This is a genomic window from Saccharophagus degradans 2-40 (assembly GCF_000013665.1).
Classification (GTDB): domain Bacteria; phylum Pseudomonadota; class Gammaproteobacteria; order Pseudomonadales; family Cellvibrionaceae; genus Saccharophagus; species Saccharophagus degradans.
In genome coordinates, this window is record NC_007912.1 from 4,080,951 (window position 1) to 4,097,460 (window position 16,510).

Annotated in this window: 15 protein-coding genes; 10 read left to right on the plus strand and 5 right to left on the minus strand. The window is 46.5% G+C overall.

Features of this window, described 5'->3' with window-relative positions; translation table 11 throughout:
- Window positions 1-9: 9 nt before the first annotated feature.
- The 10 genes from cobU to SDE_RS16815 all read left to right on the plus strand — a co-directional run bounded on the left by cobU (window position 10) and on the right by SDE_RS16815 (window position 11,390).
- Window positions 10-537 carry a bifunctional adenosylcobinamide kinase/adenosylcobinamide-phosphate guanylyltransferase gene (gene cobU, locus SDE_RS16770; protein WP_011469677.1) on the plus strand — a complete coding sequence of 176 codons (528 nt, stop codon included), beginning with the start codon at window positions 10-12 and terminating at the stop codon, window positions 535-537.
- A complete protein-coding gene (locus SDE_RS16775) occupies window positions 530-1,459 on the plus strand; it encodes a cobalamin-binding protein (RefSeq protein ID WP_011469678.1) in 930 nt (309 codons plus the stop codon). Before cobU ends, SDE_RS16775 begins: the two co-directional genes overlap by 8 nt.
- A gap of 9 nt (window positions 1,460-1,468) precedes the next feature.
- Window positions 1,469-2,086 carry a glutathione S-transferase family protein gene (locus SDE_RS16780; RefSeq protein WP_011469679.1) on the plus strand — a complete coding sequence of 206 codons (618 nt, stop codon included), beginning with the start codon at window positions 1,469-1,471 and terminating at the stop codon, window positions 2,084-2,086.
- Window positions 2,087-2,292: 206 nt separating this feature from the next.
- The gene (locus SDE_RS16785) at window positions 2,293-3,195 is read left to right on the plus strand and encodes a phosphoribulokinase (protein WP_011469680.1); all 903 of its coding nucleotides are present in this window, start codon (window positions 2,293-2,295) and stop codon (window positions 3,193-3,195) included.
- Window positions 3,196-3,237: 42 nt separating this feature from the next.
- Window positions 3,238-4,071, plus strand: coding sequence for an HAD-IIB family hydrolase (locus tag SDE_RS16790; protein WP_011469681.1), 834 nt, complete (start codon window positions 3,238-3,240; stop codon window positions 4,069-4,071).
- 93 nt (window positions 4,072-4,164) lie between these two features.
- Window positions 4,165-5,385 (plus strand): glycosyl transferase, encoded by a 1,221-nt coding sequence (locus SDE_RS16795; RefSeq protein ID WP_011469682.1) that lies wholly within the window; start codon window positions 4,165-4,167, stop codon window positions 5,383-5,385.
- 74 nt (window positions 5,386-5,459) lie between these two features.
- On the plus strand, window positions 5,460-7,217 hold the full coding sequence (locus SDE_RS16800) for an alpha-amylase family glycosyl hydrolase (RefSeq protein ID WP_041325931.1): 1,758 nt from the start codon (window positions 5,460-5,462) through the stop codon (window positions 7,215-7,217).
- A 90-nt stretch (window positions 7,218-7,307) separates the two neighbouring features.
- Window positions 7,308-9,836, plus strand: a complete 2,529-nt coding sequence (locus tag SDE_RS21540; protein ID WP_011469684.1) for a CHASE domain-containing protein — start codon at window positions 7,308-7,310, stop codon at window positions 9,834-9,836.
- Between the two features lie 2 nt (window positions 9,837-9,838).
- Window positions 9,839-10,291, plus strand: coding sequence for a response regulator (locus SDE_RS16810; protein WP_011469685.1), 453 nt, complete (start codon window positions 9,839-9,841; stop codon window positions 10,289-10,291).
- Between the two features lie 19 nt (window positions 10,292-10,310).
- Window positions 10,311-11,390, plus strand: coding sequence for a hybrid sensor histidine kinase/response regulator (locus SDE_RS16815; protein WP_011469686.1), 1,080 nt, complete (start codon window positions 10,311-10,313; stop codon window positions 11,388-11,390).
- A gap of 67 nt (window positions 11,391-11,457) precedes the next feature.
- Here the strand turns inward: SDE_RS16815 and SDE_RS16820 are convergent, their stop codons facing one another.
- From SDE_RS16820 to pomA, 5 genes are all read right to left on the minus strand, one after another.
- On the minus strand, window positions 11,458-12,330 hold the full coding sequence (locus tag SDE_RS16820) for an SMP-30/gluconolactonase/LRE family protein (RefSeq protein ID WP_011469687.1): 873 nt from the start codon (window positions 12,328-12,330) through the stop codon (window positions 11,458-11,460).
- 161 nt (window positions 12,331-12,491) lie between these two features.
- A complete protein-coding gene (locus SDE_RS16825) occupies window positions 12,492-13,073 on the minus strand; it encodes an HNH endonuclease (protein ID WP_011469688.1) in 582 nt (193 codons plus the stop codon).
- 786 nt (window positions 13,074-13,859) lie between these two features.
- Window positions 13,860-14,423, minus strand: coding sequence for a PilZ domain-containing protein (locus tag SDE_RS16830; protein ID WP_011469690.1), 564 nt, complete (start codon window positions 14,421-14,423; stop codon window positions 13,860-13,862).
- 65 nt (window positions 14,424-14,488) lie between these two features.
- Complete coding sequence (locus SDE_RS16835; RefSeq protein ID WP_011469691.1) at window positions 14,489-15,478, minus strand: flagellar motor protein MotB; 990 nt, start codon at window positions 15,476-15,478, stop codon at window positions 14,489-14,491.
- 30 nt (window positions 15,479-15,508) lie between these two features.
- Window positions 15,509-16,270, minus strand: coding sequence for a flagellar motor protein PomA (gene pomA / locus SDE_RS16840; protein WP_011469692.1), 762 nt, complete (start codon window positions 16,268-16,270; stop codon window positions 15,509-15,511).
- Between the last annotated feature and the right edge of the window lie 240 nt (window positions 16,271-16,510).

Sequence of the window (16,510 nt, forward strand, 5' to 3'; positions counted from 1 at the left end):
AACTGAATTATGGCCCATTGTGAATTAATACTAGGCGGCGCGCGTTCGGGCAAAAGTTCGCTGGCCCAAAAGCGAGCAGCCTCCCTCACAAACGGCAGCAATATTATTTATATTGCAACCGCAACGGCTGGCGATAGTGAAATGGCTGCGCGAATACAGCACCATAAACAAAACCGGCCAACAGAGTGGCAAGTTGTAGAGCAGCCCATCTATTTAGCCGATACAATAGCCCAGCACGATAAACCTAACACGGTAATATTAGTAGACTGCCTTACCCTGTGGCTTACAAACCTATTGTGCAACGCCAACACCAGTTTGCTAACGCAGCAAAAAAATGCGCTTTTAAGTGTGCTCTCACAACCACAGGGCAATATTATTTTAGTCAGCAATGAAACCGGCCTTGGGGTCATTCCCGCCGACCCACTTAGCCGTCAATTTGTGGATGAAGCGGGCTGGCTACATCAACAAATTGCTCAACAGTCCAACCGCGTAACATACTGCATAGCAGGCTTAGAGCACTCACTAAAAAATGAATAACATGAAACACAATACACGCCCTAGAAGGCTTGGGCTTGCTACTTGCCTAGTGTGCCTACTGCAGATAGCCCTATATGCAACAGCTCAAGCTGCGCAAGTACATACTTCAACACGGTACTCTGTTGTCGACGATGCGGGTAGCCGTATAGCGCTGGCAGGCCCTGCACAACGTATTATTAGCTTAGCGCCCCACACAACCGAATTACTGTTTGCCGCCGGTGCCGGCGAACAAGTGGTGGGCGTTGTAAGTTACAGCAACTACCCAGAGCGAGCACAAACCATTCAAAACGTTGGCTCGTATCACCAATTTGATTTTGAGCAAATTGCACTGCTTAAACCCGACTTAATTGTGGGCTGGGCCAGTGGCAACCCCAAACCGCTGCTAGAAAAACTGCGCACAATGGGCTTTACCTTATTTTTAAGCGAGCCCAAAGAGCTAGACGACATAGCATATAACATTATCAAGCTGGGCCAATTAGCGGGCACACAGGCTAACGCAGAAAAAGCCGCTGCCAGCTATCGCCAGCAGCTTGCAGACATTGCCCAACAAAATAAAAGCAAAAAAAACGTAACCGTGTTTTACGAAATATGGCACAGTCCGCTAATGACATTGGGCGGCGACCATTTATTTAATAAAGTGCTGGCGCTATGCTCTGCCAGCAATGTCTTTGCCGACTTAGACTCACTAGCCCCACAAATTGGGGTAGAAAACGTACTGCAACGCAATCCAGATATGATACTCGCCAGCGGCATGGATACCTCGCGCCCCGACTGGCTAGATAAATGGTTAGAATGGCCGCAACTTAGCGCTGTTAAAAACAACCACCTGTATTTTATTCCACCCGATTATTTACAACGCCACAGCCCGCGCTTAGCCATAGGCGCTAGCCAACTGTGTGACCACGTAAATAAAGTTCGATAGGAGCCAACCATGAGCCATGCTAACTGCAGCACAATAAATATTTACTCTAGCACCACATCCCCTTTTGCACGCAAAGCCAATATGGTGGTGCAATTAACTGGGCTGGGTGAACATACACAAATTATTTACACCAACCCATTCGAAGACGCCAGCTTGCGAGAAATAAACCCATTGGGCAAAGTTCCCGCCCTAAAGCACGACGAGCTGCTGCTCACCGATAGTTATTTAATATGTGAATATTTAGACGACAAAGCCGCAAACTTAAACCTGTACCGCAAAGGGCAAGCCGACTACTACCAAGTGCAGCAAGTGCACATGTTATGTAATGGCATACTCGAAGCAGCAGTTGCGACAGTAATGGAGAAGCGCCGCACTACCGAACACTCAGCTTATTGGCTCGAACGCTGGGACGCCTCGATTAGCACCGCATTAAATATTTTAGGTATTAACCAACTTGGCACAGCAGACCACCCCCATATTGGCACCGTTGCCCTGATTGCAGCTCTAGGGTATTTAGATTTTAGGCACCCAGAGCGCAACTGGCGCGAACACTACCCAGCTATAGCCAACTGGTACAGCAACTTCGAAAATTTACACTGGGTTGCAAGCACCACCCCTAAGGCTTAGCTTAGTGCCCAGCTTTCCACTTGCTTAACCATTTACTTAAGTGGATACAAAGCAGCTTAAAACAAAACTCTGCGCCAGCTTGGTTCGCAAATTGCAACACCTCGAGTAGTAAACCTGTACAAGCGCCGTCACACCATGTGCTAATGCACTAAACTGGTGAGTACGACTAAAAAACAGACTAACAAGAGTTGAAATAGCGAACCATTATGGTGCAAAAATATATTCTCGATGCCATTAGCCAACACGCGTTACCGCAAGACTTTACTAGCGCAGTAAGTGATCACTACGCCCCTGTAGCCGCTAGCATAGCTAAACGCTACCAAACCAAGGGCACGCCACTGCTGGTTGGCATTCAGGGCACCCAAGGTAGCGGCAAAAGCACAATGGCGGATTTCACCCAGCTATTGCTGCAACACGAGCACAACCTGAATGTGGCGGTGGTGTCTATCGACGACTTTTACCACACCGCAGCCACGCGCCAACAACTTGCAGGCGAGGTTCACCCATTGCTCGCAACGCGCGGCGTACCCGGCACACACGACCTCGCTTTAGCATTTAGCACACTGCACGCCCTCAGCCGACTCGAGTCAGGCGAAACCCTCGCCATCCCCCGTTTTAACAAAGCCATAGACGACCGCGCACCACAAGCGCAATGGCCACAGGTAAATGGGCCTGTAGACGTAATTATTTTTGAAGGTTGGTGCATAGGCATAGGCCCACAAACCGACAGCGAAGTGATACACCCCATGAACAAGCTAGAGCTGGAAGAAGACCCAGATGGCACTTGGCGACAATACGTAAATAATCAACTGGCAAGCGACTACGCAAAACTATTTAACATGCTCGACTATTTAGTGGTTATAACCGCCCCTAGCTTCGATGTGGTATTTGAATGGCGCTCGTTGCAAGAGCAAAAGTTGGCCGCCAAATTAAAAAACGCCCCGCCCGAGCAGCAGGCCAAAATACAAACCGAAGCGCAGCTGCGCCGTTTTATTGCCCATTACCAACGCTTGACCTGCCACGGGTTACAACATTTACCGGCGCAAGCCGATTGGGTACTACATTTAGATGAGCACCACCGCATTACCGGTTCACAACACAACAGCTGAACCCTCTATAAAATGCTCTATAAAAACAATTAAAGGTAATTTATGAATAACGAGGAAAACACACAAGCAGCGCCCCATGTCGAATACCTTATATCGACAGATTTAGATGGCACCTTGCTTGATCACCACACCTACAGCTGGGCGGAAGCCAGCCCAGCCATTAATTTGCTTAAAGAGCACGCCATACCCATTGTTATTAACACCAGTAAAACCCGCGAAGAAGTAATAGCCCTGCAGCAAGAAATAGAGCTGTGCGACCCATTTATTGTAGAGAACGGCTCCGCAATATTTATTCACGCCAACGACGACCGCTTCGAACGGCGCGGCATGGTGCAGCAAGGTAACTTGCTATGTGAAACACTGGGCATTGCCAGAGCAGTGATTACAGATAAATTAAAAAGCCTAAGAGCAGAAACTGGGTTTAAATTTACAAGCTTCAGCGAATTTAGCGTGCAAGACATTATTGACCACACGGGGCTTAGCGAAGCCGGCGCACAACTAGCGCAAAACCGCGCCTACAGCGAACCGCTTATTTGGCAAGATAGCGACGAGAACTTTGATACATTTAAACAAGCCATATTGAGTGCGGGTTTTAAAATATTACACGGCGGCAGGTTTATTCATATATTGGGCAAAACCAATAAGGGCTTAGCCGCGCAAAGTTTAATGCAACGCATGAAATACGAAGGCCAAACGCAAATGATAGCCCTTGGCGACAGTGGCAACGACTTAGACATGCTAAACATTGCCAGCACACCAGTACTTATTAAATCACCGGCGCATGACTTTCCAAACTGTATTCGCGCCGACGCCATTAAAACCACCGCATACGGCCCTAAAGGCTGGAACGACACCATTATAGATTTAATTTTTTAACATCAAATACACATTTAAAGCAGAAACTACAATTAGCTGTAAACCTTAAACATTGATGATCATAAATATTAACTTCAATAGCAGGAGCAACCCATGGGTGATTTTTACCAGAACGGTATAATTACAACATTACATAATTTAAAACAGCGCCCACTAGAGGCCATGGAAGACGAACTGCGAAAATTTTCCAAAACTCGCCCTATGGCCCTCGTTTTACCTTCGCTATTCTCCGAGCTAGAAGGCGATGCACTGCCCAATATTGTTAACGAACTAAGTAAAGTAGATTACCTACAAGAAATAGTTATTGGCCTAGATCGCGCAGACGAAGATCAATACCGCCGCGCATTAGAGTTTTTTAAACCGCTCAAACAAAATTTTAAAGTACTGTGGAACGACGGCCCACGCCTGCGCGCCATCGACCAACGCTTAAAAGACGAAGGCCTAAGCCCTATGGAAGCCGGCAAAGGACGCAACGTATGGTTTTGCTTGGGCTATGTATTGGCAAGCGGCCAATCGCAATCGGTAGCTCTGCACGATTGCGATATAGTTACCTACGATCGCAGCTTACTCGCGCGCCTTATTTACCCCGTAGCCAACCCCAGCTTTAACTACGAGTTTTGCAAAGGTTTTTACGCCCGCGTTGCCAACGGCAAAATTCACGGCCGCGTTAGCCGCTTATTGGTTACGCCATTAATTCGCGCCTTGAAAAAAACACTGGGCCACTACGATTATTTAGATTACATCGACAGCTTCCGCTACCCACTTGCGGGGGAGTTTTCGTTCCGCACCGATGTAATTACCGACATTCGCATCCCCAGTGATTGGGGCTTAGAAATAGGCGTGCTTTCGGAGCTTAATCGCAACTATGCCAACAACAGAATATGCCAAGCAGATATTGCCGACACCTACGATCACAAGCATCAAGATCTCTCGGCAGAAGACGCAGAAAAAGGCTTATCCAAAATGTCTATCGACATATCAAAAGCCCTATTCCGCAAGCTTGCCACCAACGGCGTAGTGTTTAACTCAGAAACATTTCGCTCTATTAAAGCCACCTACTTCCGCATAGCGTTAGATTTTGTAGAAACCTATTACAACGATGCAGTAGTAAACGGCCTTAAATTAGATATTCACAGCGAAGAACGCGCAGTAGAATTATTTGCCCGCAATATTTTAGAAGCCGGCAAGCGCTTTCTTTCCAACCCAATGGAAAAACCATTTATTCCCAGCTGGAACCGCGTTACCAGTGCAATACCCGGCATTTTAGAAGACATAAATGCAGCGGTAGAAGCCGATATGGCAGATTTTCAATAAACAGCAGCAACATTTAAATACGGTCACCCTTAAGCCCAAGGATGGGCAAGCGTTTTAAGATAAGCGAGCAGCCTATGATTTCCTTGCAAAAAGAATTACGTTTTTTAGTCGAAACCCATCTGCGCTTTATTTACGATGAGCAATCGTACCCAGACCTCGACCACGCACAGTTGGCCCGCAAGCTTATTAAAATTGTAGAGTTAGACGAGCAGTGCTTAAAACCGGCCGTACACGAAAGCCTGTGGGACGAACAAGACGTGCTCGTTATTACCTACGGCGACAGCATAAAAAAAGAGGGCGAACCGCCACTCGATACACTAAATAATTTTTTCAACAAACACCTAGCCGACACAGTTAACGGTGTCCATATTTTGCCGTTCTTCCCCTATAGCTCGGATGACGGATTCTCGGTTATTGATTACACGCAAGTAAACGATGGCTTGGGCGACTGGGGCGATATAGAAGAAATAGCCAGTAATTTTGATTTAATGGCCGACCTAGTCGTAAACCACTGCTCTAGTCGCAGCCGATGGTTCGACAATTTCAAACAATGCAAAGAGCCCGGCAAAAATTATTTTTTTGAGTGCGACCCCAGCGCCGACACCTCCGATGTAGTACGCCCGCGCACCTCGCCATTGTTGCGCGAGGTGGAAACACTAGAAGGCAAAAAATATGTGTGGTGTACCTTTAGCCACGACCAAGTAGACCTTAACTTTGCCAACCCCGACGTACTGTGCGAAATGATTCAAATCATTAAATTGTATTTGGATCGCGGCGTAAAAATATTTCGTATGGATGCCGTGGCGTTTGTTTGGAAAGAGCTCGGTACCCCCTGCATTCACCATCCTAAAACCCACGAGCTGGTGCGTTTAATGCGTACGCTTATTGAGCACCACTCCCCCAGAGCAATCATTATTACCGAAACCAATGTGCCCAACCACGAGAACTTATCTTACTTTGGTAACGCCAACGAAGCACATGCGGTGTATAACTTTTCCCTACCCCCTCTTTTGCTGAATGCATTAATTACGGGTAGCAGCGCGCATTTAAAGGCCTGGCAAATGAGCATGCCACCCGCACAGGAGGGCACATTTTATTTTAACTTTATCGCCTCTCACGATGGCATTGGCCTAAGGCCTGCAGAAGGGCTACTGCAAGATCAAGAAATTGATACGCTAATTAACACCATGCAATCATTTGGCGCGCGCATTTCATGGCGTGCGGCACAGGGCGGCTTAAATAAAGCCTATGAAATAAACGTCACCCTGTTCGATGCCCTGCAAGGCACAACCAAAGGGCCCGATAAATGGCAAATACAACGCTTTCTATGTGCCCACGGCATTATGTTGGCACTAGAGGGCATTCCCGCCATTTATATTCACAGCTTAGTGGCCACCAACAATTACCAAGAAGGCGTAGAGTTAACCGCATCTAACCGCACGATTAATCGCTACAAATGGGATGCCGACGAGCTAGAAACTCAGCTCGCCACCGAACACACCCATCACGCAAAAGTATTTGAGCAATTAAAACGCTTGATAAGCATAAGAAGAGGCCAGCAGGCATTCCACCCTAATGCCACCCAATTTACGCTGCACCTTGGCGATCAATTATTTGGTTTTTGGCGCCAAAGTATTCGTAGGGACCAAAGTATTTTTTGCATTTACAATGTTACTGACGATACCGTCACCATCCCCCTTTCTTCAATTAATCTTATTAGTTTGAACAAATGGGTAGACTTAGTAAGCGGGCAAGAATACACAGACTTGCATTTAGACCTAGTATTAGAGCCGTATCAATTTGTTTGGCTAACCAACAAAATAGCTTGTTAACCAATGGCTTTAAACCACCATTCCATTCACTAGGCAGAATTAACCGCTATACTGTAAGCACACATAAAAACACATCAGGGTCGAGGTGTTATGCCTACAGACGAACAGCCCCAATCGAGTGCGAACGGGCTAAAGCTTAACTCTGCCATCCGCCTTATAGAATTATTTCACAGCCCAATTACGGCGTGGGTTGTGCTTGGTTTATCCCTCGCTATAACCGTTGTGGCGTATATTATTACTAGCTCTGCGGTAAAAGAACGCGCCAAAGACAGATTCGAATACCAAACAATTCGTACTGAAAACGCAATAAAAGAACGGCTTTACCTCTACGAGCAAGTACTCTGGGGTGGAGTCGGTCTCTTCAACGCGAGCACAGAGGTAACGCGTGCCGACTACGCCAATTACGTAAAGGCGCTACAGCTCGACACGAAATGGCCTGGCGTACAAGGCATTGGCTATAGCATTCCCATCGAAGCTAGCCAGCTAGAAGCACACATTGAGGCAATGCGCGCCCAGGGGTTCCCAGAGTACACGGTAAAACCAACCGAACCGCGCGAAGAGTACTCGGCGATAATCTACTTGGAGCCGTTTGACTGGCGCAATCAACGCGCCTTTGGCTACGACATGTGGTCTAACCCTATGCGTCGCGAAGCCATGGCCCGCGCACGCGATAACGCAGAAGCAGCCACCAGCGGCATTATTACTCTCGTGCAAGAAACCGATAACAATGTGCAACGCGGCTTTCTTACCTATGTTCCCGTATATAGCACTAGAGTTATCCCCCCTACGGTAGAAGAGCGACGCACGGCTTTTTTAGGCTGGGTGTACGCACCTTTTCGCGCTGGCAACCTTATGCAGGGCATCTTAGGTTCCGACGATGATCAAATTCACTTAGACATTTACGACGGGAAGACCAAGCAGCCAGAATCTCTGCTCTATAGCAGTGAATCCGCACCGCTTGAGCGCAATATTCCCGACCTAACCAAAGAAGTATCTATTACCCTACAGGGGCGCGAATGGACGCTTTATTTTCGTGCCGTGCCCAACTATTACGAATTAGTAGATAACGGCCACCAACCAGTTTTTATTGCGGTAGGCGGCGTAGCCGTAAACCTGCTTTTGTTCTACGTTATTTACGCGCTTTACTTTTTAAACAAACGCGCTGAATCGGTAACGAAAGATTGGCGCATGATAATAGAACAAGCACCCAATGCACTTATTATTACCAACGAAACCGGTGAAATAGTCGTTACAAACGCCCAAGCAGATACACTTTTTGGCTACGCCCCCAATGAGCTGTTAGGGCAAAAAATAGAAGTGCTTGTACCCCACTCTATTCGCACTGCTCACCCAGAGTTACGCGAGAGTTTTGTAGCAGCCCCCAAAGCTCGCTCCATGGGCGCTGGCCGCGACCTAACCGCTCAACGAAAAGATGGCAGTGAAGTACCAGTAGAAATTGGCTTAAGCCCGCTAAATACGCCTCAAGGGCGTTTAGTAGTAGCCTCTATTGTAGACATTAGCGAACGCAAGCAGGCGCAACACACGCTCGAAAAAATTATTGAACAAGCGCCCAATGCGTTAATTATGACCGACGACAAGGGCACTATCACCCTTACCAATACGCAAGCAGACCATTTATTTGGCTATAGGCGCGGTGAACTCACCGGCCAAAAAATTGATATTTTAGTGCCCGAAGCAAACCGCGCAGGTCACCCTGCACATCGCGACGCTTTTTTTAAAGCGCCGAAATCCCGATTAATGGGTGCCGGTCGCGACCTAGCAGGCCGCGCCAAAGATGGCTCAGAAGTACCGGTTGAAATTGGCCTTAACCCACTTACAACGCCCCTTGGCAACTTTGTAGTGGCATCTATTGTGGATATTAAAGAACGTTTACGCGCACAAAAAATGCTGGAGCATACTAACCGCCAGCTGCAGCAAAAAAACCACGAAATGGAGCAGTTTATTTATACGGTATCTCACGATTTAAAATCGCCGCTCGTTACCATTGGAGGCTTTGCTAAAATGCTATCCACGGGTCTTGCAAATACCGCTACCGATAAACAAAAACACCAACTACAGCGCATTCAAGCCAACGTAGACCACATGGAAACGCTGCTTAGTGATTTGCTGCAGCTTTCGCGGCTAATACGCCAAGGCGTAGACAAAACTGAAGTAGACCTAGAGGCGTTACTGGATTCACTTATTAACACCCTTGAAGGCCCCATAGAGGCTGTAAATGCCAAAGTGGAAATTTGTAAGCCGCTGGCAATTATTCAGGGTAACGAGCGCCTTATTTCCCAGTGCGTTCAAAATCTTCTATCCAACGCTATCCAATACAAAGATGAACAGCGCCCCCTCACTATAACCATAAGCACCTCAGAGCAAGCAGAGAGTGTAAGCCTAATAATTAAAGACACCGCCATGGGCATAGACGCAAAATACCATGAGCAAATATTTAGAATATTCGAAAGGCTTGATATTGGCGAAGGGACTGGCGTAGGCTTAGCAATTGTAAAAACGGTCATGGAAAAACACTCTGGCCAAGTGGTTTTAGAATCGGAATTGGGTAAGGGCAGCACATTTACATTGGTCTTCCCCAAACAAAAAAATAAGGACTAAACATGCCCCAAGTTAGACCCCTTACAATATTGCTCGCAGAAGACAATATCGACCACGCAGAACTTATTGTAGAAACGCTAAAAGAATTTAATATTGGTAACGACATAAAGCATGTTACCAACGGCGAGCAAGTATTAGATTACCTGCAATCCAAACCACCATTCGATGCAGCCACATACAGTAAACCCGATTTAATTCTGCTCGATTTAAAAATGCCTAGGCTAGACGGCAAAGGCACACTGCAACAAATACGACAACTCAATGGCTATAAAAACACCCCAGTAGTAATGGTAAGTACATCCAGTACCGATGCAGACATAGACGAATGCTATAACCTAGGGGCCAACAGCTACATTACTAAGCCTCTACAATTTGAAGAGTTCACACGTAAAATTAGAGAGCTGAATTTATATTGGGTGCTCACGGCAGAGCTACCCACGTCTTCCCCCAAGTAGCATATCGGCCATATAAAGCATGCAAATATTACTTATTGAAGACAACCCAGATCACGCAGAGCTTGTGCAAGAAACACTGCATTCTGCCTACCCTAAAAACACAGATATTCACTGGGTAGATAGACTCTCGCCGGGGTTAGAAAAGCTTAAGAATAATAACTACGACTTATTTCTGTGCGACTTAAAACTGCCTGACTCCACTATAGAAACCACCGTTTCGGCGCTGCAAAACATACAAACCTTCACCCCAATAGTGGTATTAACTTCGCTCGATGACGAAGGTATAGCCAAATTACTTATTAATACAGGTGTACAAGATTACATTCCGAAAGAAAATTTAGACCCAGATTTTCTTCAGCGTGTTTGCAACCATTCCATCGAACGTAAAAAACAAACTGTAGAGCTTGAAAACCGCAACGCAGACCAAGCCCGCTTTTGTTTTAGTTTATGCCACGACTTTAAAGAGCCTATACGAAAAATTTCCACCATGCTCTCTATGCTACGCACAGACATAGAACCCAAAATTGAACTTACAGAAGAAAATCAATGGTGTTTCGATTCGGTACAAAAAAACGCAACATCACTCATATCACTTATAGATGGCCTGTATGAATATCTAAGCCTAGAAAGTGGCGAGATTACGTTTACATCGATAAATTTAAATCACCTCGTACTGCAAATTAAATCCCAATTTTTAGAAGATAATACTACGGCGAGCATATCCCATGATGACCTACCCGTCATTGAAGGGATAGAGTCACAAATACTGTTCCTTATTAAAAACATCATTCACAATGGCATAAAGTACAACGCGCGCGCACCTCAAATTAACATTCGCCACGAACTAGACGCCAATAAGAAATATTGCCACTTGTTTATTCAAGACAACGGTATTGGCTTGAAAGAAGAGCATTTTGAAGAAATATTCTCCCCCTTTAAACGCCTTCACTCCAAAAGCAAGTACCCTGGCACAGGCCTAGGGCTAAGTATTGCAAAACGAGTTGTTGAAAATCACAGAGGAAAAATAAGCATTGAAAGTGAGCTAGGGCTGGGAACAACATTCAAAATCACGTTGCCACTCAAACAGAATATCGTGTAATAACCCTTCCCCTAAACGAAAAAGCCCAGCGCGAAGCTGGGCCTTAATAATAACAACACAAGCTCAGTTATAGGGCGAACCTATGCTCAACTAAGCCTGGCACATCCACTTCGACTTTTAACAATGCACCAGAAAGCGGGTAATCCCTAAGCTCTTCTTCGGGGCGCGCGCCAACAGTTGTTATATAAAGAGTTTTCAGGTCTTCACCACCAAACGCCACCATAGTTGGGCAGCGCACGGGTAAATCTATTTCCTGCAAAATTTCGCCTTCTGGGCTTAATCGCACTATGCGGCTACCTTCATACAGTGCGGTCCAATAACACCCTTCGCTATCTACGGCTGCGCCATCAGGGCGGCCATTACCAAATGGAAACTGATGAAAAACAGTACCGTTTGTCATTTCCCCAGTAGCCAAATCATAATCGTACTTATATATAACGTGCTTTGGCGTATCAGAGAAGTAAAAGGTTTTGTTATCTGGGCTAAAGCCGGCACCGTTGGATGTTAATAAACCTTCCGCTAGCTTAGTTACTTTAAGGTCGGTTCCAAGCTGCCATAAATTGGCGCCATCGTGATCTTTAGGCGGGTACACAGAACCTGCAATCATGCGGCCTTCGGCGTCGCAACGGCCATCGTTAAAGCGGTTTTTAACTAAAGTTGCTTCTGGGTCTGCAATGGCACGCAATTTTGTATTCCAGCCATCTAAAAAATGAAACCCGCTGCGCATGGCAACTAAAAAGCCATCGTGGTTCTGGCGCAAGCTAAAGCAGGCAATCTCTTCTTTAAAGGTAATAAAATCATCTTTACCCGTTTTAGGGTCAAAACGATGCAATTGGAAGGAATCAATATCCACCCAATATAAAAGCTGTTCTTTTTCATCCCAACGTGGGCATTCGCCCAACTTGGCGCGAACATTCAGAGCGACTTCGACGTTTTTCATGGTCCTAGCTTCCTAGTGAGTACAGTAGGTAGTGCCGCTGATTTGGCGTTTAAGAACACCAACACACAAATTGTGCGGTGCAGCATAAGTCTACCCTAAAAAGCAACGCAGTTTAATGGCCTATTTAAGGGATTGAAAGCCAAACAGGCCAAAAGGAATAGTTACGCGACTAAAGAGAACGTAGGACGTGCACAACTGTAGTGATGGAACTGCGGTTGCAGGTAAGCCATTTGATCGCCAAGTATGCGGGCGCTATTGGTTAGGGCGAGGTATTCGTATGGATTGGGCCTATATGGCAGGGCAATAAGGGGCATATCAATTTCAGACAACAGACTATCGCCCTTCTTTTGATTGCAGCGTTTACAAGCGGCAACCACATTCTCCCATTTATCTTCACCCCCACGGCTACTGGGGTGCACATGGTCGCGGGAAAGGTCTGCAAAGGTAAAAATTTGGCCGCAATATAGGCACTGATTTTTGTCCCGCAAAAATAGCGCACTATTTGTTAACGGCGGGTTAGCTTTAACCGGAGTCATCCGTTCGCCATCACAGGCAATAATAGATGACAAGGCCATACGTGTGCGCTTTCCAGATAGCCTACAACGGCCTCCGCGCACAGTGCGAACCACCTCCCCTAAGCGCCAAGCAACTAAGCCGCGGGCCTCTACGGTAACAGCCTGCTGCCAGTGCAACCACTCAATGGGCTGGCCAGCGATATTTAAACGCAAGATTCGAGCTTCCATGGCGCCCTCCCAATGGTGCGGCTAGCCGCACCATTTTCGGTTGAATCTCACCACACTAGGCTCGGCCCTTCCCCCATAACGAAAAACCCCGCTTGGCGAGACCAAGCGGGGTTTTTGAATTCGGGGGTCGGGTGCTTTGTGGGTGAGGCCCCATTTGTTGGGGTGACGAGCCCATGAAGCCGCGCAATTTTGCGACTGGTAGTAGCGTATGTGGCTATCTGTTGTGCTTTTAATTCTTTCTAAAGCACTGGCCACTTGTTGGCTTAGATACTTGAAAGCGGCATCCCTCATATTCGATTGAATGGAGAAAGCTAAACCAGCGCGCTTCAGCACTACAAAGCAACGCCTTAACACCAATACTACTCTTACTAACCGATCCGTCAAGATCACTTTGAGTATAGATGAAAAATTATTACAAAGAGATTAAACAGGTAAAAATGCAATAAGAAAGGATTAAAAATGGGGGAGTAAAAAGTGGAAAGATAAAACGTAAAATGCCGCAACAACCATGTCGCGGCATACTCACAGGATTTGCCTAAATCCATCAGGCGGTAACAGCGTGTATCCGTATTTCCGTGCTTATATCCGTATGTGCTTCCCTAACGCTGACTATTCTATACGCCTTATATTTTGGCGCCAGAGGCAAATCTCGCTAATTCTTGTGAGACATTTCCTACAAGCGTAGGAAATTGACGGTGAGGAAGTAATTGGTTGAGGGGAAAACAATCAAATAGGTTAATTATGACCAAACTGTAACAATAATGCATACATGAATCAATACTCTCATTATTTGTTTTTTTGCCGTTGCTGCAACTGGCTACTCTGGGTTTTAACTATATGTTGAATCAATTCTTCTTGTGCGGTTTTACTCATAGCATAAAAGTCGACGCGCATATAAAAGTGGCGTCCGTCAGGGGCGGGATCGCAGGATACGACACGGCCGTCTGACACTATTTTTTTCTCCTCAGGGTAAAGCGTTAGCTCCAGTCGCAATGGGCGCCCCTCAGAAATATGTTCTTCATTGGTAAAAGCAATTCCGCATGCGCTTATATTTACTTCGCGAATACGCATTGCTATTTGGTCTAACAAGCGCCCTTCCATAGTGAGCAAATTAACAATACGCTCTAATTTTTGGTTAAATAGCGAAACTAATTCAGCAACTTTAGGGGACTCTTTCTCCACCTCTAACAACGCCATTTCTATTTTTTTATCTTGCTCGGTTAGATGAGCCAAAATATCAGACGCGGGCGCATCGCCAGCAACATCTGCAGGGCCAAACTCATCTAAAACGGTATAGCTAAGGCCTACCGTTTCGGTAATTCTAAAATAGCGTCGCCGTTCTTCGCTCATTCACTTACTCTCTGTTTTATCGTTGTTATTACTTTAAGCGTTGTCATAGAAACACAACATAACATTTAAAATATTTCTTCTGGGTCTAAATCAAACAAGTACTCTGGCGCGAGGTTTAAATCGCGCAAAATATCTTGGCCTTGTTTGTTATCGCGCAGCAATTTGATGTCTTCCTCTTCAAGTTCGTCCTCCACCCCCTGTTTAATTAAAATTTCTACGCGACGATTTATTGCTCTGTTTTCCGCTGAATCATTCGGTACTATTGGCATGGTATCGGCGTAGCCCGCCACTTCAAAGCGGCGCTCTGCTATATCACCACCCGCCATTAGTTCGTGCGCCACAGATACAGACCGTGCAGACGATAGTGCCCAGTTCGAGCCAAAACGTGCAGACCGAATGGGAACGTTATCGGTGTGGCCCTGCACTTCAATCTTGCCTTGGCGCAACGCAAGCACAGATTTTACTTCTTTAAGTACGTCTTTTAACTCTACAGAAAGGTCTGCCGAACCAGACACAAAAGAACCTTTTTCTCGTATGCGAATAATGATCATCCGCCCGCGTGTTTCAATTTCTATTTGCCCTTCCGTTATTTGTTCGTGCATTGCCGCCGCTAATTCGTACGCATCGTCCTGCGTATCTTCCAGTAACTCTTCTAGCTTTTGTTTTACCTTAAGCGCAGCGCCGGCGTCATAGCCTTCTGTGCCCTGCTCTATGTCATACTCTTCAGCACATTGTACTTCTAGCGACATTTCTGTCAGGTCGTCGGTCTTTTGCCATATCTCGTTAATGGGCGTCGGCTCCGGGCGGCCAGGGCTAAACTCTTGCGCAATAATGCTGGTGCCCTTGGGGATGTCAGTTACGTTTAGTTTATTTTGCACACCAAAAGCTTGCGCCATAGACCCAGCAAGGCGCTTAAACTTCATCGCATCCATTTCCGAAAATGAAAGCAGCAATACGAAAAAGCACATCAACAGCGACATCAAATCGGCGAAGGTGCCCATCCAGGGCGGTAACCCTGCCGGGCAGTCGCATTTATTCTCGTCTTCATCACTCATAGGCTATACCTAACGCGGGTAGGCTAAGGCCTAGTCGGCGTCCGCTACCTCCCTTTTACCTTCGGGTAAATAGTTGCGCAATAAAGAGTCGATAACACGAGGGTTTTGACCGTTTTGAATAGCAATAAGCGCATCGATCACCAAGCTTTTGATCATAGCTTCGTCGATTGCACGCTGCTTTAACTTATCGGCTATAGGCCCGCACAAGGCGTTCGCGATTACCGCACCATAAAGCGTAGTTAGCAGCGCAACCGCCATCGCAGGTCCAATGGCCTTGGGGTCATCCATGTTTGCAAGCATGGCAACAAGACCAATAAGAGTTCCGATCATTCCCATGGCTGGAGCCATGTCCGCCATCGAAGCGAAAATAGTGGCCCCAACGTTATGCCGTTCAACCGCTTGGTTTTTATCCTTAGAAAGTAGCGCTTTCACAACGTCCGGATCGTGCCCATCTACCAACAGCTGTATGCCTCGTTGCAGGAAATCACTGCTTACCTCTTTGCCTTCCAATGACAGTAACCCACCTTTTCGGGCCTCGTCAGCCAGAGCAACAACTTCTTCAATAAGCGCATTCGGGTCTGGCAATTTATTGGTAAAGCTTTTGCCGGCAATTTTCATAGCACTTAGGTAGGTACCCAAACTGAATTTAGCCATACAGGCAAAGATGGTCCCCCCAAATACAATCACTAAAGAAGGGCCATTAACAAACATACCTAATTCGCCGCTCATCAACATTGCGATAACAATGAGTGCGCAGGCGCCAATTAGGCCGACTATCGTGGCTAAATCCACTGGGTATTCCTCGTCATGTCACAGGGACCACAGAAGGTGGTCAACAAAAGTATTTGGTGGCTGTGCAAAAGCATCGCTCTGCCCTATTTAAGTCTAGACAGTTTTTCGCACTTTACTTCCAATCAAATGATCTAACTGCCAGCGTTTAACAGGTTATCGGCAGTAGAGGGTATTATTTGAGCGTTGACCGACCGTTCGCGCTTAGGTAGTGTTTGCATTCCGCGAAAACGGCGAGCCTAT